The following is a 19972-nucleotide window of genomic DNA, read 5'->3' as shown; positions in this document are numbered from 1 at the left end:
GTAAGTTCATGCGTCACATCCCTGCCGCCAAACGGATCGCCACCGCCGGGCTCCTCGCCACCGGCCTCGCCGCGGCGGCCGCCCCGGCCCCGGCCTTCGCCGCCGCCCCCGGGAGCGAGGGCTCCGCGTACGGGCTGACCGTCACCGGCCCGCTCGCCGTCCCGCCGGTGCCCGCCGTCTCCTCCAGCACCGGCACCGTCCGCAAGAGCGTGCTCCGCGAGGACCGCACCAAGCTGGTCAAGGCGTCCGCGCTGGACGTCGACGCCTCCGCCGCCCGCGCCCGCTCGGCCGTGACGCACCTGTCCGTCCCGTCCGCGAAGCTGCTGGCCGACGCCGTCACCGCCAAGTGCACCGCCGGGCGGGGAGGCGCCCGTCTCGCCGGCGCCTCGCTCGCCGGGAAGCACCTCGACTCCACCCCGCCGCCCAACACCACCGTCCCCGTCGACGTGGACGGCCTCGGCCGGACGGCCCTGGTCCTCAACAAGCAGCAGCGCATGGCCGACGGACGCCTCGCCGTCACCGGCATGGAGCTGGCCCTGCCCGGCAACAAGGGCGCCATCCGGGTCGCGTCCGCCACCTGCGGCAAGGCCGCCGGGCCCGCGCACGGCCCGGCCGAGGCCCCCGCTCCGCGACCGGTCAAGCACGACCTGCCGGTCACCGGCTGACCGGTCACCGAAGACGCGGCCCGGCGAGCGCCAGCCCGCCGGGCCGTTCCATGCCGTCAGGTCGCCAGCGACTTCTCGAAATGCACGACCGACCCGTTCCGGTGAGCGCGCGCGGCGATCTGGACCCCCTCCGTGAACGCCCGCATCAACCGGAGCCCCCGCCCGTGCTCGGCCAGCGGCGGCGCCTCCACGCGCTCCCACGCCGCGGCCCCGTCCGCCCCGTCCCCCGAGCCCCCGTCGATGACGTCCACGACGCACCGTGCCCCGTCCATCCGCGCCCGGACCTCGTACTCTTTTCCGGCCGCGGCATGCTGAATGACGTTCGCGCACGCCTCGCCCAGCGCGAGCGCGATATCGGCACGGACCTCGGAACCCACTCCGAGCCCGCGGAGAGAGGCGTCGAGCGTGTGCCGCACCAGCGGAGCGCTCTCCGCGTTCCTCGGCAGGGTCATTTCAAGAACGACCTCCATGCCAATCGCCTCCGTTCCCTCTAGCACACAGATTTCCCAGAGCCAACGGAGAGAAACTCTTTGACGCCTATTGCGATGGACTCCCTCTTCGCGCCGAACAGCCTCGGGGAGGTGCGGCCCTTGCGACTTTTACTCGTTCGCGTCGCCGGCCAGGCGGCGGGCGGCGGCGACCTGGTCCTCGTCGAGGCCCTGGTAGTCGCTGCGGCGGTTCTCTTCGGCCTGATCTTCAATCCACTTGCCGTGCGCTTCCCAGGCGGCCTGCTTGCTGACGCCCATCGCGCCGCCGATCTGGGCCCAGGAGGCGCCCGCGCGGCGGGCCGAGCGGACGGCGAGCTGCCGGCCGTAGACCGCCTTCCGCGCGATCACCTCCCCGAGCGCGAGGAGTTCCAGGACCTCCTCGCGCCGGAGCGGCGGTTCGGCCACGGCGTCCCGGAGCCACAGCTCGTCGTACCGGGCCGCCGCGCTCGTCAGCGTGATGTCTCGCTCGATCCCATCCGGAGTGACCATGATGCGAGTGTGCGCGTCAAGTGGTCCTGACGTCAAGCCTTCTTGACCTCCAGGGCGTGCGCCTGCTTCACCCAGTCGGCGAACAGGGCGGCGTCGATGTCGTCCAGGGCACGCAACTTCACGCCGGCCATCTGCCGGGACATGGCCTCCAGGCGGCCCGAGCCGTCCTCGATCAGCTGGCCGTTCCAGAAGCCGAACGTCACGTACTTCGGGTACGCCTTGAGGAAGCACACGGGCTGCTTGCCGACGCTCCAGGTCGGCTGGCCGTGCCACAGCGCGGGCTCCACCTCGGGCATCGCCTCGCCGACCACCGCGAGCGCCTTCTCCAGGACGTCCCGCAGTCCCTCCGGCACGTCCGCCGCGTACTCCTGAACATTCGCGTGCTTACCCATGTCGATCCCCTTTCGTCGCCAACGCGTCGCTCGGCGGGCGGGAGGATCGACATCCGGAAGAGATTTCTTGCATGTGGCGTGGGTCACTTGACCCTGGGAAGGCGCCGGGCAGACTGGGGCCGTGGTCAAGTCGCTGCGTCCCCAGAACTACAACGAGGTCCTGTACGTGGGGCACTTCTTCCGCAAGGGCGTGCCCGTGCTCATGGACCTGACGGACCTTCCGGACGGCGACGCCAAACGCCTCGTCGACTTCGCCACCGGCCTGGTCTTCGGCCGCGGCGGCGCCCTCGACCGCGTCGACCGGAAACTCTTCCTCCTCCAGCCCTAGTCCGGCCGGGCCGCCGCGGCGGCCGCTGAAGCCGCCGGCCGCGGCATAGTTCGTCATACGAATTGCCGGGCACCTCGCTGTTACGCTGGCCGAATGGTGAAGCCTGATGACGGCCCGATCGGAATCGCGGCCGCGCTGGTGCGGTCCTCGTTCCTGGTGAACGCCGTGTACGCCGAGTCGGGCCGGGAGCACGGCCTGACCTCGCAGCAGGGCCAGTTGCTGTGCGTGCTGATGGCGCGGCCGTACGGCATGAGCGAGCTGGGGGCGACGCTGCGGCTGGCCAAGTCGAGCCTCACCGGCCTGGTCGACCGCACCGAGCGCAACGGCCTGGTCCGGCGCGAACCGGATCCGCATGACACGCGCGCGGTGCGGGTGTCGCTCACCCCTCGGGGCGGCAAGCTCGCGGACGAGTTCTACACCGAGACCTGCCGGCGGATCGAGGAGCTGACCGGCGGTCTCAGCCAGGCCGAACGCGGCACGCTCGCCACCCTCCTGGGCCACGTCGTGCTGGAGAACGAGGTCCCCGCGGTCTTCCTCGAACCGGGCGAAGGAGGAGCCTCCGGCGCCCACGGCGGCTGACGCGCGACACCGCGCCCCCGGAGAGACTTGCAGTTCGTAGTACGAACTATTACGGTTCGTACTACGAACTTTAAGTTTCTTCTGTGGAGCCGCCCCCGATGTGCACGCCTGGTGACGCCTTCCCGGCCCTGACCGCGTGAGCATCGGTGAACGAAAGGCAGAACCTTGTCCGTGCATGATCTCGTCTTCGGTTTCGGTGCGCACAGCACCTTTGACGACGGCCCGGAGCTGCTGCGCACGGCCCGCCAGGCCGACCGCGACGGCCTCGACCTCTTCTCACTGTCGGACCACCCCTACATCGGCGAGCGCCTGGACGCCTACGCGACCATCGGGTTCGTCCTCGGGGGCACGCGGCGCCTCGCCGCCCTGGCCAACGTCACCAACCTGCCGACCAGGCCCGCACCGATGCTCGCGCGGACGGTGGCGGCGCTGTCGGCGCTCTCGGACGGCCGCATCGTGCTCGGCATGGGCGCGGGCGGGCTGTGGGACCGGATCTCCGACATGGGCGTGCCGCGGCTGTCGCCCTCCGACGCCGTGGACGCCTTCGAGGAGGCGATCGTCCTGGTGAGGAAGCTGTCGGGCGGGGGCCCTCCGGTCACCCACCGGGGGCGGCACTACCGGGTGGAGCGGATCGAGCCGGCCCCGGTCGCGGCGCCTCCGGTGTGGACCGGCTCGGTCGGGAAGAAGTCCCTGGCCGCCACGGGGCGGGTGGCCGACGGGTGGATCCCCGGGCACGCGGCGGACTGGCTCAGCGAGCGCTACCGGACGTCGCGGCCGGTCGTCGACGAGGCGGCGGCCGCCGCCGGCCGCGCCCCCGGGGAGATCCGCACGGTGTTCAACCTCCCCGGGCGCATCACCGACCGGCCGCTGCCGGCCACCCGCGACCGCGACGGCCGCTGGATCGGCGGTTCCGTCGGGCAGTGGGTCGAGGAGCTGACCGGCGCCGTGGTCGAGCACGGGGCGTCCGGCTTCACCCTCTTCTCGCCCGAGGGCGGCACCCAGGACATCACGTCGGTCGGCCGCTGGGCCGCCGAGATCGCCCCCGCGGTGCGGGAGGCGGTCGCGAAGGAACGCGGCTAGCGGCCGCCACGGGACCGCTCCGCTCAGCCGAGCCGTTTGAGGATGCGTCGGGCGGTGCTCTGGATGTGGACCTCGTCCGGACCGTCGTAGATGCGGGCCTCGCGGGCGTGGCGGTACATGCGGGAGAGCGGGGTGTCGTCGGTGAGGCCGGCGGCGCCGTGGACCTGGATGGCGCGGTCGATGACGTTGTGCAGCATGCGGGCGCCGACGACCTTGATGGCGCCGATCTCGATGCGGGCCTGGTCGCCCGCGTCGATCCGCTCGGCGGCCTGGAGGGTGAGCATGCGGGCGGCCTGGATCTCGGTGTAGGAGTCGAAGACGTGCTGCTGCATCAGCTGCTTCGCCGAGAGCGGCTCCCCGAACGCGACGCGGGAGCCCAGGCGGGCGCACATCAGCTCGAAGGCGCGCTGGGCCTGGCCCAGCCAGCGCATGCAGTGGAAGATGCGGCCGGGGCCGAGGCGCTCCTGCGCGATGACGAAGCCGTGGCCGCGCGGGCCGAGGAGGTTGTCCGCCGGGACCCGGACGTCGTCGTAGGCGACCTCGTAGTGGCCGCCGTTCAGCCCGAGGACGGGCGTCTCCCGGACGATCTCGTAGCCGGGCGTGTCCGTCGGGACGATGATCATGCTGAACGAGCGGTGCGGGGGCGCGTCCTCGGGCTCGGTGCGGCACATGACGGTGGTGTAGGCGGCCTCGCCGGCGCCGGTGGTGAACCACTTGCGGCCGCTGATGACCCAGTGGTCCCCGTCCAGGACGGCCGTCGTCCGGAGCTGGGTGGGGTCGGAGCCGGCGTGGGCGGGCTCGGTCATCGCGAAGCTCGGCGAGACCTCGCCGGCGACCATGGGGGCGAGGTAGCGCTCGCGCCAGCGGGGGCTCGCGTACCTGTGCAGCATCAGCGAGTCCTGGAGGGTGAACGTGCCGAGGGCGAGCTGCCCCCACTCGCTGCGCCCCTGCACCTCGTTGACGTAGACGTAGTCGAGGAACGGCATGCCGCCGCCGCCCAGTTCGGCGGGGTGGCCCAGGGCCCAGAGTCCCTCGTCCTTCGCCTCCCGGCGCAGTTTCAGGAGTTCGTCGCGGTCGCCCGCGTTGAGGGCGGGCTCGGCCGGTTCGACGCGTTCGGTCATGAAGGCGTGGACGGCGTCGCGGACGTCCCGGACGCGGTCGGGCACGGGGAACAGCATCAGCCCGCCCCGGTGAGGTCGGCGGAGATGTCGCGGTCGCCGTACCCCTCGGGCGCAGCGACCTCGACGACCGGTTCGGGGCGGTCGTCGAACTCCAGCCGCAGGGCCCGCGACATCGTCGCGTGCATGTCGTACATGCAGGTGATGTAGGTGAGCTGGAGGATCTCCTTCTCGGGGAGGTGCTCGCGCAGGACCTCGAAGACGCCGTCGGGGACGCGCCCGCCGTCGAGGACGAGGCAGTCGGCGTAGGCGAGCACGGCGCGTTCGAGGGGCGAGTAGCAGTCGGCCGTCTGCCAGTGCGGGATCGACTCGATCTTCTCCTCGGGCATGCCGAGGGCGCGCATCTGCTTGCAGTGCTGGGAGAAGACGAACTGGCTGCCGCGCGCCCACCCGGCCCGGCACTGGCCGAGCTCGCGCAGGACGGGGTCGAGGTCGGCGCCCCGGTACAGGGCGAAGCCGCGGACGGCGTGCCGGAACACGTCCGGGGACTGGGCGAACACCGTCCACCAGTCGCCGGGCGAGCCGGTCGCGGTGCCGTGGTCGACGGCCGGGTCGCGGTCGGGCGCGAAGAGGCGGTCGTAGAAGAAGAGGATCTGCTCGTCGGTGACTTCGGCGCGGGGGACCTCACGCAGTCGCGGCATGCCTGTCCTTCCCGGCGGTCCGGTCGGCGGCGGTCTTCGGTTCGTGGGAGACGTCGGACGCGTCGAACGTGCGCGTCCAGCAGGCGAACTCCAGCAGGATCCCGTCCGGGTCCTGGAAGTAGAACGACCGGACGAAGACGCCGTCGTGCACGTCGGCGGAGACGCCCAGCGGGCTGTCGTCGTGGTTGAGGACGGGGCTGACGGTCACGCCCTTGTCCCTGAGCCGCCGCCGGTACTCGTCGAACTTGTCGGCCGGGACGTGGAACGCGACGTGGTTCATCGATCCGACGGCGCTGAGCAGTTCGCCCTGCTCGGGCCGCCCCTTGGGGGCGGAGACGCCGGGGACGCCGTCCGGCGCGTCGGGGAACCAGAAGAACGCCACGCAGTCGCCGCCGCCGCAGTCGAAGAAGAAGTGCTGCCCCATCCCGCCCGGCAGGTCGATGGTCTTGATCAGCGGCATGCCGAGGACGCCGGAGTAGAAGTCGACCGTGCGTCGCATGTCCGACGACACCAGCGCCAGATGGTTGATGCCGCCCAGCTCGAACTCGGTGTTCATGGAACCTCCTTGCGGCGGGAGAGCGCCGCGGAAGCTGACTTGACAGTCATATCAACTTGCCTGATGCTCGGATACCGTTCCCGGGTTGTCAACCCCCGGCGAGAGGAACCACGGCGATGACCAGCGGCGACGACCCCGGCGCCCGGCCGCTCACCGAGCGCGGCGCCCGGACCAGGGAGCGCCTGCTCGCCGCCGCCCGCGAGGTCTTCGAGGAGCGCGGCTTCCTGGAGACCCGGGTCGCGCACATCACCCGGCACGCGGGCGTCGCCTACGGCTCCTTCTACACCTACTTCCCCACCAAGGAGGCGGTGTTCCTGGAGGTCGCCGACCGGCTGTTCGAGGAGATGACCGACCACGCGCTCGTGCCGTCGGCGGGGCCGGGCCCCGCCGACCGGGTCCGCCGCGCCAACCGCGCCTACTACGAGGCCTACCTGCGCAACGCGCGGATGATGGCGATCATCGAGCAGGTCGCCACGTTCAACGAGGAGTTCCAGGAGCTGCGGCGCAAGCACCGGGCCTCCTCGGTCGGACGGTCCGCGCGGGTGATCGCGCGCTGGCAGCGGGAGGGGCTCGTCCCGTCCGACATCGACGCGGAGACGGCGGCGGGCGCGCTCGCCACGATGGTCGACCACTCCCTGTACCTGTGGATCGTCCAGGGCAGCGATCCGCAGGGCGCCGAACGCCTCCTGGAGACCCTGGACACCCTCAGCGTCCGCGCCCTCGGCCTGCCCGACTAGGAGAGCCATGGAACCGACCCGCGACCTCGCCGCCGCACTGGGGGCCCGGCTCGGCGCGCGGATCACCGGGCTGCGCCGGCTGTCCGGCGGCGCCAGCCGGGAGACCTGGGCCTTCGACGCGGACGGCCGCCCGCTCATCCTGCGCCGCGACCCGCCCGGCTCCCTCGACCCCACCGCCCTGGGCCGCGAGGCCGGCCTGCTGGCCTCGGCCGCGCGGGCCGGCGTCCCGGTCCCCGGACTGGCCGACCACGGCGACGACCTGGACGGCGCCCCCTACATGGTCATGGAGCGGCTGTCCGGCGAGACGATCCCGCGGCGGCTGCTGCGCGACGAGCGCTTCGCGGGCGTCCGCCCCCGCCTCGCGCGCGAGCTGGGCGGCATCCTGGCCCGGCTGCACACGATGGCGCCCGTTCCCGGGCTGCCCGACGACGACGCCCTCTCGGCGCTCACCGAGCACTACGCGGCGTTCGAGGCCCGCCCGGCGGTGGAGCTGGCGCTGCGCTGGCTGGAGGAGCACCGCCCGGCCCCCCGCGGCCGGACCGTCGTCCATGGCGACTTCCGCAACGGGAACCTGATGATCTCCCCCGGCGGCGTGACCGGCGTCCTGGACTGGGAGCTCACCCACCTCGGCGACCCGGCCGAGGACCTCGGCTGGCTCTGCGTGAAGGCGTGGCGGTTCGGCTCCCCGCACCCCGCCGGCGGTTTCGGCACGCGCGAGGACCTCCTCGCCGGCTACGCCGCGGCCGGGGGCACGCCGCCCACGCTCGAAGAACTCCACTGGTGGGAGGTCTACGGCACTCTCCGCTGGACGATCCTGTGCCGCCACCAGGCCGAGCGGTTCCTCAGCGGCTCCGACCCGTCGATCGAGTACGCCGTCCTCGGCCGGAAGGTCTGCGAGCAGGAGCACGACCTGCTGCTGGCGCTGGGGCTGACGGAGCCGGCGACCGTCCGGGATCCGTTGGTGAGCGCGGCCCCGCCGGACAACGCACCGCACGACCGGCCGGACGCCCACGCTCTCATCGACGCCGTGGGCGCGTTCCTCGTGCAGGCCGAACAGCCCGACGACCGGCTCCGCTTCCATGCCCGCGTCGCCGCGTCCGCCCTGCGCATGGCCCGCAGAGAACTCCTCCTGGGCGAGGCCCACGGGATCGCCCACCGGAACCGGCTGAAGCCTCTCGGGTGCGCGACCGACGCCGAACTCGCGGAGGCCATCCGGACGAGCGCTCTCGACGACCGGATGGACGAGGTCGTGGCCGCGGTGCGAGCCTCGGTGACCGACAGGCTCACGGTCGCGAACCCCCGCCACCTCTCCCTCCCCGGCGGCTGACGGCCCCTGCCATTGCCCGCGGCCGGTTCGGGGGCCGAAACGGCGGCGAGCCACCGGCCCGAGGGCCGGTGGCTCGCCATCAGGGCGACGCGGACCGTTCAGCAGTACTTCGAGGAACCCGTCCGACCCCACGAGCACTTGTCCGCCACCCGGCCATCGGGGTAAAGGAGGTACGCGGTGTCACCGGTGTTGTTCCACACGTACCACTTCCGGCCCCAGTAGCGGTGCGTCGCGCTGTTGGAGCCCCTGCCGGTGTGAAGGTAGACCGACTTGCGGCCCTTCAAGGTGAAGGACCCGAAGGTGTACGTGTATCCGGTCTTGTCGCGAACCTGGACCCCCTTCAAGCTCCTGGACGTCTTCGACGTGTTGAACAGCTGCACCCATTCGCCGTTCAGCGACGTGTTCGACCCTTTGTCGCTTCCGGGCGAGTCGTAGTACACCCGGTAGATCTGCACGGCGCTCGCGGCCTCCGCCGGCGGCGCCACCAGCACCCCGCCCGCCACCGCGACGGCGGCGGCCCCCGCAACGAGAAGCTTCCTCACCCCAGGGCATCCTTCCGATCGACGAATCCCTAGATGTACCGGTATTCACCGAACCGTGGGGGGTTCTGGCCATGTCCGGGCCGGACGCCAACCGCGGGCCGCGACCGCGCGTCCCACTTGCCGCGTTCTCCCAGGTGGTCCGGGGAAACACGGGGGTTCTCAGGCCTCCTCGGGATCGCGGCCGACCGCGTGCCGGCCGCCGTCCACGGGCACCACGGCGCCGTTGACGAAGCTCGCCTCGTCCGAGAGCAGATAGGCGACGGCGGCGGCCACCTCCTCCGGCCGCCCCACCCGCCCGACCGGATGGAGCAGGCGCATCTCGTCCTCGATCCGCGCGGCCTCCGCGGGCTCCTGCCGCCGGAGGAGGCCCTCGTACCGCTCGGTGGTGATCGACCCGAGCGCGACGACGTTCGTCCGGACGCCGCGCGGCCCGTAGTCGACGGCCAGCGCGCGGCTCAGCCCCTCCACCGCCGCCTTCGCCGTGGCGTAGGGCAGCGAACCGCGCACCGGGCGCTGCGCCTGATGCGACGAGACGTTGACGATGGCGCCGCCCGTCCCCGCGGCCAGGAAGCGCCGGACGGCGGTCACGGACCCCACCACCGCCGGGTCGAAGTTCAGCGCCACGAGTCCGAGCAGCTCCCGCGGTGACGGATCGGCGGCGTCCCGGAACACCGCCGCGTTGTTGACCCAGCCGGCGAGCGTCCCCGCCTCCTGCGCCGCGTCGGCGGCCCGCTCCGCGACCTCCTCGTCCGCCGCGCTCCCCACGACCACCGTCACGTCCGCCCGGTCCCGCGCCCAGCCGGCCGCCTCCGCGTCGATCTCGACGACGACGACATGCCCGCCGTCGGCCGCCAGCCGCTCCACGATCGCCCGTCCGACCCCGCGCCCGCCGCCGGTCACCACGTAGGTCCGCTTCACGCCGCTCCTTCCCCTCGACCCCCTCCATGATCGCCCGGCCTGCGGGGCCCTGGGCGGCGGCGGTGCGTCCTCTTCGGACGTTTCCGCTGATGCGGCCCGCGTCCCGCACTCTCCGCGATAGGTTCGCCACGTTCCGGAATGGGATCGCGATGAACCGGAGGGGCCATGCATGCCCGGGACTCACTGGACCCGTCACGTTCGATGTGGCATCTCATCGCGGTCCATCTGCGCCGCTACCGCGAGGCGAACGGCATGTCGGGGCAGGCTCTCGGCGACGCCCTCGACTGCGACCGCTCGACCGTCTCCAGGTACGAGTCCGCGACGCTGCGCATCAAGCCGTCCCACGCCGAGGCCGTCGACCGCCTCTGGAACACCGGGGGGATGTTCACGAACCTGGTCGGCTTCGCGGGCCTGACGGACGAGGGCGACTGGCTCTTATCCCTCGCCGAGTTCGAGCGGCGCGCTTCCCGGATCCGCATGTGGGAGCCCACGGTGGTCCCCGGCCTCCTCCAGACTCCGGACTACACCCGGGCGGTGCTGACGGCCGGGCCGGGAAACGGTCTGGACGCCGACCTGGAGCGACGGAAGGCACGCACGTCCGCCGTTCTCGACAGGGAGACGCCACCCCGGTTGACCGCGTTCCTGAGCTGGGCCGCCCTCGCGCAGCTGATCGGCTCGCGCGAGATCATGCGCGACCAGATCGCCCACCTGCTGGCTCTCGGGGAACTGCCGCACATCACCCTCCGCGTGGTCGAGAACCAGGCGGGAGCCCATCCGGGCCTCGACGGGCCGATCACCGTCCTCACGGTGGACGAGCGCGATCTCGCGTACGACGAGGCGACGACGCGGGGACGGTTCCTGATGGACCCGCTCGCCGTCCAGGAAGTGATCGTGAAATACGACTCGATCAGCGACATCGCGGCGCCGGTCGGCCCTTCCCGGCTCCTTCTGGAAGCAGAACTGGAGCGCTGGGCGTGACCTTCCGGCGCAGGTCGAGGCGCCGCGGGAGACGTGGAACCGGCGACGCGCCTTGATGCGCCCTCCATCGATTCAACAGCCATGGCGATTCCGGTTCGGGCTTGCCGTGGGCCCGCACCGGAGAGCCTTTTCGCGAACACGGGTCACGCCAAGCTAGGGCGGCATCGGACACCAGTTCGACCGCCGCGTTATCGCGCGACTTCGGAAGCCATCGAGTACGCGCGAGTGGGGGCCCAACCAGGCCGCCGCTAACGCCCTCGTTGAAGGTTTTTCACTGTCCGGGCATCCGGACAGGATGAAGTTTCACACTCGTCACCTGCGCAGACTCGCGTCGCCACCCATAAAGGTCCCGCTGGCGGGACCTTTATGGGATGTGCCGTAAATCGCGCCGCGACAGTATCCAGGATCGAATGGAATAAGTCGAGTCATGGCGGGATCGGCGGGACCGGCCGGACCGTCCACCTGTGGCCGCCGGCAAGGGCAATTCGAAAGAGACTCTCATCTGCGATACGTGTTGAGATGAGGAAGGTCCCCGTCATCTCGTGGAAGGTGATCGCCGGTGGCGAACGTACTGGAAGAACGCGGCGGGCTGCGGTCGGTGGTGCATTTGCTCAACACGCGTCACCACCGCGCGGCCCTGAACATCTACGCATTCATCGTCATCGCCCACTGGGCCGAGCACATCGTCCAGGCCGTCCAGATCTGGGTGCTCGGCTGGCCGGTGCCCGAGGCGCGCGGCGTGCTGGGCGTGCCGTTCCCGTGGCTGGTCACCTCGGAGTGGATGCACTACGGCTACGCGCTGATCATGCTGATCGGGCTCGTCCTGCTGCTGCCCGGGTTCACCGGACGGGCCCGCACCTGGTGGGGGATCTCCCTCGGCATCCAGGTCTGGCACCACTTCGAGCACCTGCTGCTGCTGGTGCAGGCGATGTCCGACTCCTACATCGCCGGACGTCCCGCGCCCACGAGCATCATCCAGCTCCTGGTGCCCCGCGTGGAGCTGCACCTGTTCTACAACACGCTCGTGACCATCCCCATGGTGGTGGCGATGTACCTGCACCGGCGGCCGAACGAGTCCGAGCGCGAAGCCATGCGCTGCTCGTGCGCCGCACCGCTCCAGCGCAGGCCCGTCCCCGAAGCTGCGTGACGGCCGGTGACCCTCGAAGAGTCGCGGACCGCGCCGGCCCGGCGCACGCGGGGGGTCACGCCGTTCGGCGTGCTCATGGCGGTGTTCGGCCTGCTCCTGGTCTTCCTGGTGATCCCCAACGCCGGGCCCGTGCTGCGCGCGTCGCAGGCGGGCCAGGGCACGCCCGGCGTCTTCACCGCGCGCGAGCGGAGCTGCATCCGGCACCCCGGCCATGAGGCGTGCACGCTGCGCGGGGCCTTCCGCTCCGACGACGGCTCGGTGGATCGTCCCACCGTGGCCCTGTACGGCAGCGGCAAGGGCCTGCGCGAGGGGGGCACCGCCCGCGCCCGGGACGTCGGCCGCTCGGGGACGGTGTACCTGCGGGACGCGTCCCACGAGTGGATCATGAATGTGCTGCTGCTGGTGGCCGGCGGTCTGCTGATCTTCGTGGGCCTGCGCCGGCTGCCGGCGCGCCGCGGGCAGCGGTCCGGATCAGGCGAGTCCGGATCAGGCGAGACCGGACCCGGCAGCGGGTGAGGCCTCGCAGAGTTCGACGATCCGCTCGCAGGCCTCGGTGATGTCGGTGACCGGGAGGCATCCGGTCTCCCCGGCGCCGGTGCGCCACCGGAACCGGGCCTCCTCGCACCAGACGGTCAGGCCGCGGCCGTCGCTGAGGGCGGCCCGGTCCGCGCCCTCCGCGGGCTGGAAGTGGCCGAGGCCCCGCTGGACCAGCAGGGTCCGGAGGTCCTTGGTGGCGTAGGGGCCCTCGACCCTCCACACGTCGCGGCGGCGGACGGTGCGCGGGAGCGGCAGAGCGAACCAGGTCGCCTTGCCGCGGGCCGCCGGCGTCCGCAGCCGCGACCGGGACGGGTGGTGTCCCCACCGGCCCTGCGTCAGGAGCTCGACGATCTTCAGGCCGCGACCGTGGTCGGACCGGTGGGGGGCGGTGCCGGAGGCCGGCCAGTCCCGGTGGGTGTCGAACGCCTTGACGACCAGCTCGTCACGGCCCTCGCCGTCGCCGCGCTGGTAGACCCAGAGTTCGGCGGCCGAGGCGCCTTCGTGCGGCATGGCGTGCTGCAGGACGTTCGTGGCGAGCTCGCTGACCATGAGCTTGATGTCGTGGACGTCCTGGACGGACAGGCCGAGCGCCGGGAGGAGGGCCGTGACGTGGGAACGGGCGACGCGGGCGATGGAGTCGTCGGCGGGCAGGGGCAGTGCCGCGCAGCCGCCGTCCTCCAGTCTCCAGGGGATCTCGCACATCGTCGCGGCCTTCGTCATGGCGCCCACCTCGGGATAGCGGAGACATTCGCAAGTCAGACAATCGCGACATGAGTCTTTTGCTTCGCGAGTCGCTATGTGTGAATCACAGATCTAGCCTTGCACATCTTCGGCCGCCGGGCCCGCATCATGGCAAGAAAGTTGCATCTGAGAGTGAGACGTTCACTCATGCACCCAAATGCCCTCATAACACCCTTCGGTGCCGCGTCCCCCGCGTGTACCGGCGGTACCGGGACGGCCCGCCCCGCGCGCTGTAGCGTGGTCGGCGCCTGAGAGAGGGCCGCGCACAAAGAGAGATCCCCCGGGGGTGCAGCCCTGGGGGATCTCGTGTGCGGCCCGGCCTCAGCGGTCGTAACGGCCCGCCCGCACGTCGTCGAGGAAGGCGGCGAGCACGGACCGGGAGACGACGTGCACCCCGGCCTCCGGTGTCCTGCTGTCGCGCAGCGCCGCGGCCGTGTCGAGATCGGCGACCTCGACACAGCCCCCGTTGCTGCTGGCGCTGGCGGTCGCCTTGACCCACCGTGCCTGAGAGAGGTCCATGTCGGTGCTACTCCAGGGTTGAGATCACTTTCCTCAGATGCTCCGCGGTGTCGGCGGGACCGAGCGCCGCCTGGCGGATCTGCTCGAAGATCTCGTCATAGGCCTCCACGTCGTCGGGGGTGCCGATCTCCTGGACGTCCGCGTCGTTCTCGAGGAAGACCATGGGCGGCTCGCCGCCGGGGAACCGGAAGACGTTGACCAGCGTGGACATGCCCGGGTGCATCCCGTCGGCGAGGCGCAGCAGCCTCAGTTCCACGTTCGGGCGCTCGGACACGGCGAGCAGGTGGGCGAACTGGGTGCGCCGGTCGCCCGGGTCCCCCCACTCGTACAGCAGGGACGCCTCGGTGATGACCGCGGTCAGCTCGGGCGCCGTCCCGTCGCCGCGGTCGAGGATCTGCTGCCGGCGCAGCCGCGCCCGCATCGCGCGCTCCCGCCACTCCGGCGTCCTCGTCCCGACCGACAGCAGCGCCTGCATGTACGGCAGGGTCTGCAGGAGCCCCGGCAGGACCAGCGGCATGACCACCCGGATGCTCGACGCGTCGCTCTCGAAGCCCGGGAACTCGTTGTCGAACACCTCGGGGTAGTCACGCCACCAGGCCCGCTGCCGGGCGCGGCCCGCCAGTTCTTCCAGCTCGTCGAGATCGCTGCCCTCGTAGATGCGCGCGAGGTCGCGGATGTCGCTGAGCTCGGGCCGAACCCAGTTGTTGGCCTCGAACCGGCCGACCTTTCCCCGTCCCCAGTTCAGCCGGTCGCAGACCTGGTTGGCCGTGTATCCGGCCTCGACGCGCAGCTCCTTCAAGCGGCGTGCCAGCCCCCGCTTGGCGATGGTGGCCCCGTAAGCGTCGCTCACCGGCGCCACCTCCCTCGACCTACGGCCGGCATCAGCATACGCCTTCCGAATTTGTGAATCACAGATCTGGCCGGTTCAGGAAACGGCGTGGTCGAACTCCCCTTTCCTTACCCCGTCGAGGAAGCAGGCCCATTCGTGCTCGTCGAACACCGAGATCAGTTCCCCGGACGTGCGCAGCAGCGTCCACTCGCCGGCGAAGGCGACCTCGATGCCGCCTTCTTCGGTCTGCGAGCGCCGCCACTCCAGGTCGCCCGGGTCGACGCCCAGCTCCTCGACGGACGGCTTCCTCATCCTGCCCTCCTCGCCACCGCGCAGTACGCCCACCGCGAGCCGTCGCTGTCGGCCGCGTCGGGGTCCTCAGCACCCCATTCACCGATATAGCAGACCTTCGCCGCCGCCCCCTCCCACGGCGGGACGATCTCCATACCGGTGAAGAAGCGCTCGACCTCCGCACGCGACCGCAGGTGGACGCTCGCGGTGGACCGGGCGTACACGTCCCTGACCGTGCCGACGGCCCGGTCGGCCTGCCGGTCGCCGGTGCCGGCGGACAGCACCAGGTAGCTGCCGGGCGCGAGCCGGTCCATGTACCGCCGGACGAGGCCCCACGGGTCGTCCTCGTCGGGGATGAAGTGGACCAGCGCCACGACCAGCAGCGCGACGGGCCTGGTCAGGTCGATCATCCTGCCGGCGGCCTCGTTCCCGAGCACCCCGTCGGGGTCGCGGAAGTCGGCCGTGACGAACGCCGTCCCGGTGGAACCCGCCAGCAGCCTCTCGGCTTGGGCCCGCACCATCGGGTCGTTGTCGACGTACAGGACGCGCGCGTCGGGAGCGACCGCCTGGGCCGCCTCGTGGGTGTTGTTCATCGTCGGCAGGCCCGCGCCCACGTCGACGAACTGCCGGACGCCGCGCTCGGCCAGCCATCGCACCGAGCGCTGCAGGAAGCCGCGGTTCGCCCAGGCCGCGTCCCCGGCCTCCGGCATGTTCGCCAGGACCTTCTCCGCCGCCTCGCGGTCGACCTCGAAGTTGTCGGTGCCGCCCAGGTAATAGTCGTACATCCGGGCTGGGGTCGGAACCGTGGTATCAACTCCGGGCGGAGCCTGCTCGGTGTCGCTCACCCATCGCTCCTTGCCGCAACTTGTGATGCACGAATTATGAAGCAAGGGTCGTCCTTCCCGGGCCGCTTCCGCAAGGGTTCCCTGACTCCTCTCACCGTCCCCCCGCGGGGTTCGCCCTTCCTTTGAGGGGCATGACCGGCCCAAAGGGGGAAAGGCATGAAGACCGAATCGGATCTCGCGCTACGCCAACTCTCGCTGCAGTTCATCGGCAACGCCACGATGCTCCTGCGCTGCGGACCGTTCACCCTGCTGACCGACCCCAACTTCCTGCATCGCGGACAGCGGGCCTACCTCGGGTTCGGGCTGTCCTCCCGGCGGCTCACCGACCCCGCCCTCCAGGCCGGCGACCTCCCGCGCCTCGACGCCGTCGTCCTGTCCCACCTGCACGGCGACCACTGGGACCGGGTCGCCCGCGCGAAACTCGACCGGGGGCTGCCCATCGTCACCACGCCCCACGCGGCCCGGCGCCTCCAGGGATGGCACCGCTTCCGCCACGCGGTCGGCCTGCGCACCTGGGAGGCGCACACCCTCGTCAAGGACGGCGCGCTGCTGCGCATCACGTCCATGCCGGGCCGGCACGCCCCCGGCACCGCCCAGTGGCTGCTGCCGCCGGTCATGGGGAGCCTCCTGGAGTTCAGCCCTGCGGACGGCGACGTGCGGTTCCGCCTCTACATCACCGGCGACACCCTGATGTTCGACGGCATCCAGCAGATCGCCCGGCGCACCTCCGACATCGATCTGGCCGTGCTCCACCTGGGCGGCACCACGCTGCCCGGCGGGCTCGTGGTCACCATGGACGGCGCCCAGGGCGCGGACCTCGTCGAGACGATCCGCCCGGCGTCCGCGGTGCCCGTCCACTACAACGACTACACCGTCATGAAGTCGCCGCTGGACGACTTCCGGCGCGAGCTGGAGCGTCGTGGACTGGGCGACCGGGCCACCTACGTCGGGCCCGGGGAGACCCACGCCTTCCGTCGCCCGTGAGCCCGACTCATCTGCTGTGAGCTGGGTAAATACCTCAGAGAACCTATGGTTGGACAGGACATGTTCGAGATCGAGGACATCCGTCAATGGCGCGGGCGGAACGTGATCGACCCGTCCGGGAGCAAGATCGGGCCGCTGGAGGCCGTCTACGTCGACACGCTCACCGACCAGCCCTCGTTCGCCACGGTCCGGATCGGCCTGCCGACCCGGCAGCGCCTGGTGTTCGTGCCGCTGGCCGGATGCACGCTGGGCCCGGACCACCTCCGCGTCGCGTACGACAAGAAGCAGGTCAAGGGCGCTCCAGGGATCGACACCAACGGCGAGCTGTTCGCCGACGCCGAACCCGAGGTCTTCGCCTACTACAAGCTGCCCTACAGGGCCGCGCCGGAGGAGCGGCTCCTCGCCCGCCGCTGACGCCGCCCCGGGCCGTTAGCGTCCGTCGAGGAGCGGGCGGCGCGGGTCCCACCGCGTCCCGTCGCGCCGGTCGCGGCGTCGCCGTGCGATGCCCGACAGCGCCTCCAGCACGACGCGGTTGGCCAGGGCCGAGGTGATGTCGGCGTTGTCGTAGGGCGGGGAGACCTCCACGACGTCGACCCCGACGACCGGCAGCTCGTAGGTGACGCGCCGGACCGCGTCCAGGAGCTCGCGCCCGGTCAGCCCGCCGGGCTCGGGCGTGCCGGTGCCGGGGGCGTGGCCCGGGTCGCACACGTCGATGTCGACCGACAGGAACACCCCGTCGCACTCGTCGGTGGCGATCTCGAACGCCTCCGTCAGGCACTCGTCCAGGCCACGGGCGACGATCTCGGACATCTCGTAGGAGCGCATGCCCTGCGCGGCCATCCACTCCAGCGTCTCGGGGCCCGGCCAGTACCCGCGCAGGCCGAGTTGCAGGAACCGGTCGCCGCGCACCGCCCCGGACTCGATCAGCCGCCGCATCGGCTGCCCGTGCCCGACCAGCGAGCCGAGGTTCACGTCGCCCGTGTCGGCGTGCGCGTCGAAGTGGACCATCGAGACCCGTCCGGCGCCGAGGTGGTCGGCCACTCCGGCGGCGTCGGGCCACGCGATCGTGTGGTCGCCGCCGAGGACGAGCGGGATCGTCCCGGTACGGGCGATCGCGTACACCGCCTCCTGGAGTGATCGGACGGAACGCTCGGCGTCCCCGGAGTACATCTCGACATCGCCGGCGTCGTAGACGGTGAGGTCGCCCCGGAGCCCGTCCACCCGCAGGGCCAGGGACGGACGCGAGCCGTCGTGGGGCAGGTAGCAGGACTGCCGGATGTACTGCGGCCCGAAGCGGGTCCCCGGCCGGTGGGACGTGCCGCCGTCGAACGGCGCCCCGAGGATGACCACGTCGGCGTCCTCGTACGTGGACGGATCGGACCAGGTGCAGCGCGGCACCCCGAGGAACGTGATGTCAGGACCGAACTGCGAACCGTACCTTCCGGGCATTCGCCACCTCCACCGTCTCTCTTCCCCCACCGGGCCCGTCCGATGTGCGGACGGCCCCGTCCCGGACGGATCCCGGGACGGGGCCGCGACGGCGGGCGTCAGCCGCCGACGCCGGAGCCCTCCGCGGCCGCGACGATCGCCGTCGCGTCCTCGGGCAGCAGGTGGCCGGCGTTTACCGACGCCTGCGCGGCCGTCCGGACCTTGCCCACGTAGTCGGCGTGCGTCGGGTACAGCACGCTGAGCACGGGCTCCGCCGTCAGCGGAAGGGACGGGTCGGACGGGTCGCCCGCGTCATGCCGGTCCCAGGGGTCGGCGCCGCCGTTCCACGGGTCCCGCGCGCCGTACAGGCCGCAGAAGACGCCGCTGCCCGCGGTGTCGCGCATTCCGGTGAGCGTCCGGGTCGGCACCGCGACGTCCGGCAGCCGGACTCCCCCGGTCGCCAGCCCGGTGCGCGGGTCGCGCAGCACCGTGTCGAGCGGCGCCCCGGCGGCCGGCCGCGCCCCGCCGCGCGCCCACGCGGCCAGACCGCGCAGCGCCGCGTTCATCGAGTAGTGCCCGGGCCCGTCGTTGAACGGGGCCGATCCGGCGGCGCAGCCGGCGTCCGGCGCGGCCGACCCCGCCGACTTCTGCAGCGTCGGCTGACCCAGGTCGTAGGCCCACTGGTCGCCGTGCGAGGTGCCGGCCAGCTCCCAGTGCACGACCCGGTCGGTGTCCGGCTGCCGCGCGGCCGCCGCCAGCGGGACGTCGGTCTCGGTCAGGACCACGAACGTCGGAACGGTCAGGTCCGTCCGGATGCGGGACGGGTTCGGCATCCACAGGGTGTCGGACAGCTCGCCGCTGATCGGGGCCCCGACCGCGCCGTTGCTGTGGATCATGAAGCCGTCGTAGACCCGCGACACCGGCTGGACGGCGTTGGCGTAGGTGGTCATGAGCCCGGCGGACTGCGACTCCCCGTCCGCCAGCAGCGTCCGCACCGCCAGCCCGCCGAGCGGGTCGGGGCCGTCGGGGCTTCGCAGCGCCCGCCCGGCCTGGGAGAAGATGTCGTAGGAGAAGGCGTCCCCGGGGTGCACGAGGCTGCCGTAACGGGCCGGGTCCCACCCCTTGAGCCCGTGGATCTCTCCGAGCCCGCCGTTGACGCCGACCGCCTGGGCCGAGACGCCGACCCACGCGTATCCCTTGCGCAGCAGTTCGTCGCGCGCGAACCAGTAGTCCGGGGACAGGTCCATCTGGCCGCTGACGTTGAGCCACTCGACCACGACGGTCCCGTTGAACTTCGCCGGGTCGGAGGGGCGCCGGACCAGGAGCCTCGTCCGGTACGGGGCCTGCCCGGACGCCCGCACGTCCCACCGGCCGTTCGACGTCCACAGGCCGGACTTGGCGTACGAGGTGGCGGTGCCGGTGATGAAGTACTCGCTCTCGGTGTACCCGAACGACCCGAGATCCTCGGCCGCCGCCAGGAACGGGAAGCCGTGGGCGCCCGGCGGCGGGACGGTGACCACGGGCCCGGAGGACTCGGCCAGGGCGGGCGGCGAGGCGCACAGCAGGGCGGCGAGCAGCCCCGCTCCCGTCGCCGCGGCGGCGACGCGCCGCCAGGGAACCCGCAGGGAGAAACGCACGGTGACCTCCACGATGTCAGGGGGCCACAGTGTCCGCCGCCACGCGCCCCGGTTGGGGATGCCGTGCCGGTCGACCAGCGGCGGGTCCGGGTCCTTGCCGGAGCCGGGCGAACGGC

General features: G+C 71.8%; 26 protein-coding genes. 11 read left to right on the top strand and 15 right to left on the bottom strand.

Translation table 11 applies throughout. From position 1 onward, the window contains the following. The first annotated feature begins 8 nt into the window (after positions 1 to 8). Positions 9 to 665, top strand: coding sequence for a choice-of-anchor P family protein (locus AB0C69_RS04685; RefSeq protein ID WP_360349762.1), 657 nt, complete (start codon positions 9 to 11; stop codon positions 663 to 665). Positions 666 to 721: 56 nt separating this feature from the next. On the opposite strand, the gene AB0C69_RS04680 is transcribed toward AB0C69_RS04685, so the two are convergent. The 3 genes from AB0C69_RS04680 to AB0C69_RS04670 form a co-directional block, all read right to left on the bottom strand. Further along, positions 722 to 1117: an ATP-binding protein gene (locus AB0C69_RS04680; RefSeq protein ID WP_345171184.1), complete on the bottom strand. Its 396-nt coding sequence runs from the start codon at positions 1115 to 1117 to the stop codon at positions 722 to 724. Between the two features lie 147 nt (positions 1118 to 1264). Continuing rightward, positions 1265 to 1642, bottom strand: a complete 378-nt coding sequence (locus AB0C69_RS04675) for a hypothetical protein (RefSeq protein WP_345171186.1) — start codon at positions 1640 to 1642, stop codon at positions 1265 to 1267. A gap of 32 nt (positions 1643 to 1674) precedes the next feature. Continuing rightward, positions 1675 to 2034, bottom strand: a complete 360-nt coding sequence (locus AB0C69_RS04670; protein ID WP_360349758.1) for a DUF1801 domain-containing protein — start codon at positions 2032 to 2034, stop codon at positions 1675 to 1677. 121 nt (positions 2035 to 2155) lie between these two features. On the opposite strand from AB0C69_RS04670, the gene AB0C69_RS04665 reads away from it, so the two are divergent. From AB0C69_RS04665 to AB0C69_RS04655, 3 genes are all read left to right on the top strand, one after another. Beyond that, positions 2156 to 2362 (top strand): cell division protein SepF, encoded by a 207-nt coding sequence (locus tag AB0C69_RS04665; RefSeq protein WP_179831795.1) that lies wholly within the window; start codon positions 2156 to 2158, stop codon positions 2360 to 2362. Positions 2363 to 2455: 93 nt separating this feature from the next. Continuing rightward, positions 2456 to 2941, top strand: a complete 486-nt coding sequence (locus AB0C69_RS04660) for a MarR family winged helix-turn-helix transcriptional regulator (RefSeq protein WP_360349753.1) — start codon at positions 2456 to 2458, stop codon at positions 2939 to 2941. A 171-nt stretch (positions 2942 to 3112) separates the two neighbouring features. Beyond that, positions 3113 to 4021: an LLM class flavin-dependent oxidoreductase gene (locus tag AB0C69_RS04655; RefSeq protein WP_360349750.1), complete on the top strand. Its 909-nt coding sequence runs from the start codon at positions 3113 to 3115 to the stop codon at positions 4019 to 4021. Positions 4022 to 4044: 23 nt separating this feature from the next. On the opposite strand, the gene AB0C69_RS04650 is transcribed toward AB0C69_RS04655, so the two are convergent. The 3 genes from AB0C69_RS04650 to AB0C69_RS04640 are packed head-to-tail and all read right to left on the bottom strand — an operon-like array spanning position 4045 to position 6396. Next, a complete protein-coding gene (locus tag AB0C69_RS04650) occupies positions 4045 to 5199 on the bottom strand; it encodes an acyl-CoA dehydrogenase family protein (protein ID WP_360349747.1) in 1155 nt (384 codons plus the stop codon). Beyond that, positions 5199 to 5840, bottom strand: coding sequence for a carboxymuconolactone decarboxylase family protein (locus AB0C69_RS04645; protein WP_353833792.1), 642 nt, complete (start codon positions 5838 to 5840; stop codon positions 5199 to 5201). Before AB0C69_RS04645 ends, AB0C69_RS04650 begins: the two co-directional genes overlap by 1 nt. Next, positions 5824 to 6396, bottom strand: coding sequence for a VOC family protein (locus tag AB0C69_RS04640; protein ID WP_360349744.1), 573 nt, complete (start codon positions 6394 to 6396; stop codon positions 5824 to 5826). The genes AB0C69_RS04645 and AB0C69_RS04640 overlap by 17 nt, the downstream gene beginning before the upstream one ends. A gap of 116 nt (positions 6397 to 6512) precedes the next feature. Between AB0C69_RS04640 and AB0C69_RS04635 the strand changes: the two genes are divergently transcribed. Continuing rightward, positions 6513 to 7133, top strand: coding sequence for a TetR/AcrR family transcriptional regulator (locus AB0C69_RS04635; RefSeq protein WP_360349741.1), 621 nt, complete (start codon positions 6513 to 6515; stop codon positions 7131 to 7133). Positions 7134 to 7140: 7 nt separating this feature from the next. Beyond that, the gene (locus AB0C69_RS04630) at positions 7141 to 8460 is read left to right on the top strand and encodes a phosphotransferase family protein (RefSeq protein ID WP_360349738.1); all 1320 of its coding nucleotides are present in this window, start codon (positions 7141 to 7143) and stop codon (positions 8458 to 8460) included. Positions 8461 to 8558: 98 nt separating this feature from the next. On the opposite strand, the gene AB0C69_RS04625 is transcribed toward AB0C69_RS04630, so the two are convergent. Both AB0C69_RS04625 and AB0C69_RS04620 read right to left on the bottom strand, forming a co-directional pair. Continuing rightward, a complete protein-coding gene (locus tag AB0C69_RS04625; protein ID WP_353833790.1) occupies positions 8559 to 9002 on the bottom strand; it encodes a lamin tail domain-containing protein in 444 nt (147 codons plus the stop codon). 159 nt (positions 9003 to 9161) lie between these two features. Next, a complete protein-coding gene (locus tag AB0C69_RS04620) occupies positions 9162 to 9920 on the bottom strand; it encodes an SDR family oxidoreductase (protein ID WP_360349735.1) in 759 nt (252 codons plus the stop codon). A gap of 165 nt (positions 9921 to 10085) precedes the next feature. Here AB0C69_RS04620 and AB0C69_RS04615 point away from each other — a divergent pair, with 165 nt between their 5' ends. The 3 genes from AB0C69_RS04615 (at position 10086) to AB0C69_RS04605 (ending at position 12561) form a co-directional block, all read left to right on the top strand. Further along, positions 10086 to 10898 carry a helix-turn-helix transcriptional regulator gene (locus AB0C69_RS04615; RefSeq protein WP_360349732.1) on the top strand — a complete coding sequence of 271 codons (813 nt, stop codon included), beginning with the start codon at positions 10086 to 10088 and terminating at the stop codon, positions 10896 to 10898. A gap of 559 nt (positions 10899 to 11457) precedes the next feature. Then, complete coding sequence (locus tag AB0C69_RS04610; protein ID WP_345171210.1) at positions 11458 to 12045, top strand: hypothetical protein; 588 nt, start codon at positions 11458 to 11460, stop codon at positions 12043 to 12045. A gap of 6 nt (positions 12046 to 12051) precedes the next feature. Next, the gene (locus AB0C69_RS04605) at positions 12052 to 12561 is read left to right on the top strand and encodes a hypothetical protein (protein ID WP_360349729.1); all 510 of its coding nucleotides are present in this window, start codon (positions 12052 to 12054) and stop codon (positions 12559 to 12561) included. Here the strand turns inward: AB0C69_RS04605 and AB0C69_RS04600 are convergent. The 5 genes from AB0C69_RS04600 to AB0C69_RS04580 all read right to left on the bottom strand — a co-directional run bounded on the left by AB0C69_RS04600 (position 12532) and on the right by AB0C69_RS04580 (position 15807). Then, positions 12532 to 13302 carry an ATP-binding protein gene (locus AB0C69_RS04600; protein WP_360349726.1) on the bottom strand — a complete coding sequence of 257 codons (771 nt, stop codon included), beginning with the start codon at positions 13300 to 13302 and terminating at the stop codon, positions 12532 to 12534. The two genes, AB0C69_RS04605 and AB0C69_RS04600, sit on opposite strands and share 30 nt — an antisense overlap. A 342-nt stretch (positions 13303 to 13644) precedes the next feature. Next, positions 13645 to 13842, bottom strand: coding sequence for a DUF397 domain-containing protein (locus AB0C69_RS04595; RefSeq protein ID WP_353833784.1), 198 nt, complete (start codon positions 13840 to 13842; stop codon positions 13645 to 13647). Positions 13843 to 13849: 7 nt separating this feature from the next. Next, positions 13850 to 14692: a helix-turn-helix transcriptional regulator gene (locus AB0C69_RS04590; RefSeq protein WP_360349723.1), complete on the bottom strand. Its 843-nt coding sequence runs from the start codon at positions 14690 to 14692 to the stop codon at positions 13850 to 13852. A 75-nt stretch (positions 14693 to 14767) separates the two neighbouring features. Then, a complete protein-coding gene (locus AB0C69_RS04585; protein ID WP_353833783.1) occupies positions 14768 to 14983 on the bottom strand; it encodes a hypothetical protein in 216 nt (71 codons plus the stop codon). Beyond that, a complete protein-coding gene (locus AB0C69_RS04580; RefSeq protein WP_345171222.1) occupies positions 14980 to 15807 on the bottom strand; it encodes an SAM-dependent methyltransferase in 828 nt (275 codons plus the stop codon). Before AB0C69_RS04580 ends, AB0C69_RS04585 begins: the two co-directional genes overlap by 4 nt. Positions 15808 to 15963: 156 nt before the next feature. On the opposite strand from AB0C69_RS04580, the gene AB0C69_RS04575 reads away from it, so the two are divergent. Together AB0C69_RS04575 and AB0C69_RS04570 are read left to right on the top strand one after the other, a co-directional pair. Continuing rightward, entirely contained in the window at positions 15964 to 16791 is an 828-nt protein-coding gene (locus AB0C69_RS04575; RefSeq protein ID WP_360349719.1) for an MBL fold metallo-hydrolase, read from the top strand. Between the two features lie 60 nt (positions 16792 to 16851). After that, positions 16852 to 17205: a PRC-barrel domain-containing protein gene (locus AB0C69_RS04570; RefSeq protein ID WP_345171226.1), complete on the top strand. Its 354-nt coding sequence runs from the start codon at positions 16852 to 16854 to the stop codon at positions 17203 to 17205. 15 nt (positions 17206 to 17220) lie between these two features. Here the strand turns inward: AB0C69_RS04570 and speB are convergent, their stop codons facing one another. Together speB and AB0C69_RS04560 are read right to left on the bottom strand one after the other, a co-directional pair. After that, on the bottom strand, positions 17221 to 18240 hold the full coding sequence (gene speB, locus AB0C69_RS04565; protein WP_360349716.1) for an agmatinase: 1020 nt from the start codon (positions 18238 to 18240) through the stop codon (positions 17221 to 17223). A gap of 98 nt (positions 18241 to 18338) precedes the next feature. Then, positions 18339 to 19972, bottom strand: a 1634-nt coding sequence (locus AB0C69_RS04560) for an alpha/beta hydrolase domain-containing protein (RefSeq protein ID WP_360349713.1), incomplete at its 5' end; no start/stop codon positions are given.

Origin of the sequence: Actinomadura sp. NPDC048032 (assembly GCF_040653175.1) — a bacterium.
GTDB classification, from domain to species: domain Bacteria; phylum Actinomycetota; class Actinomycetes; order Streptosporangiales; family Streptosporangiaceae; genus Spirillospora; species Spirillospora verrucosospora.
Note: the sequence above shows the minus strand (reverse complement) of the source record. Positions and strands in the feature narration are given on the sequence as shown.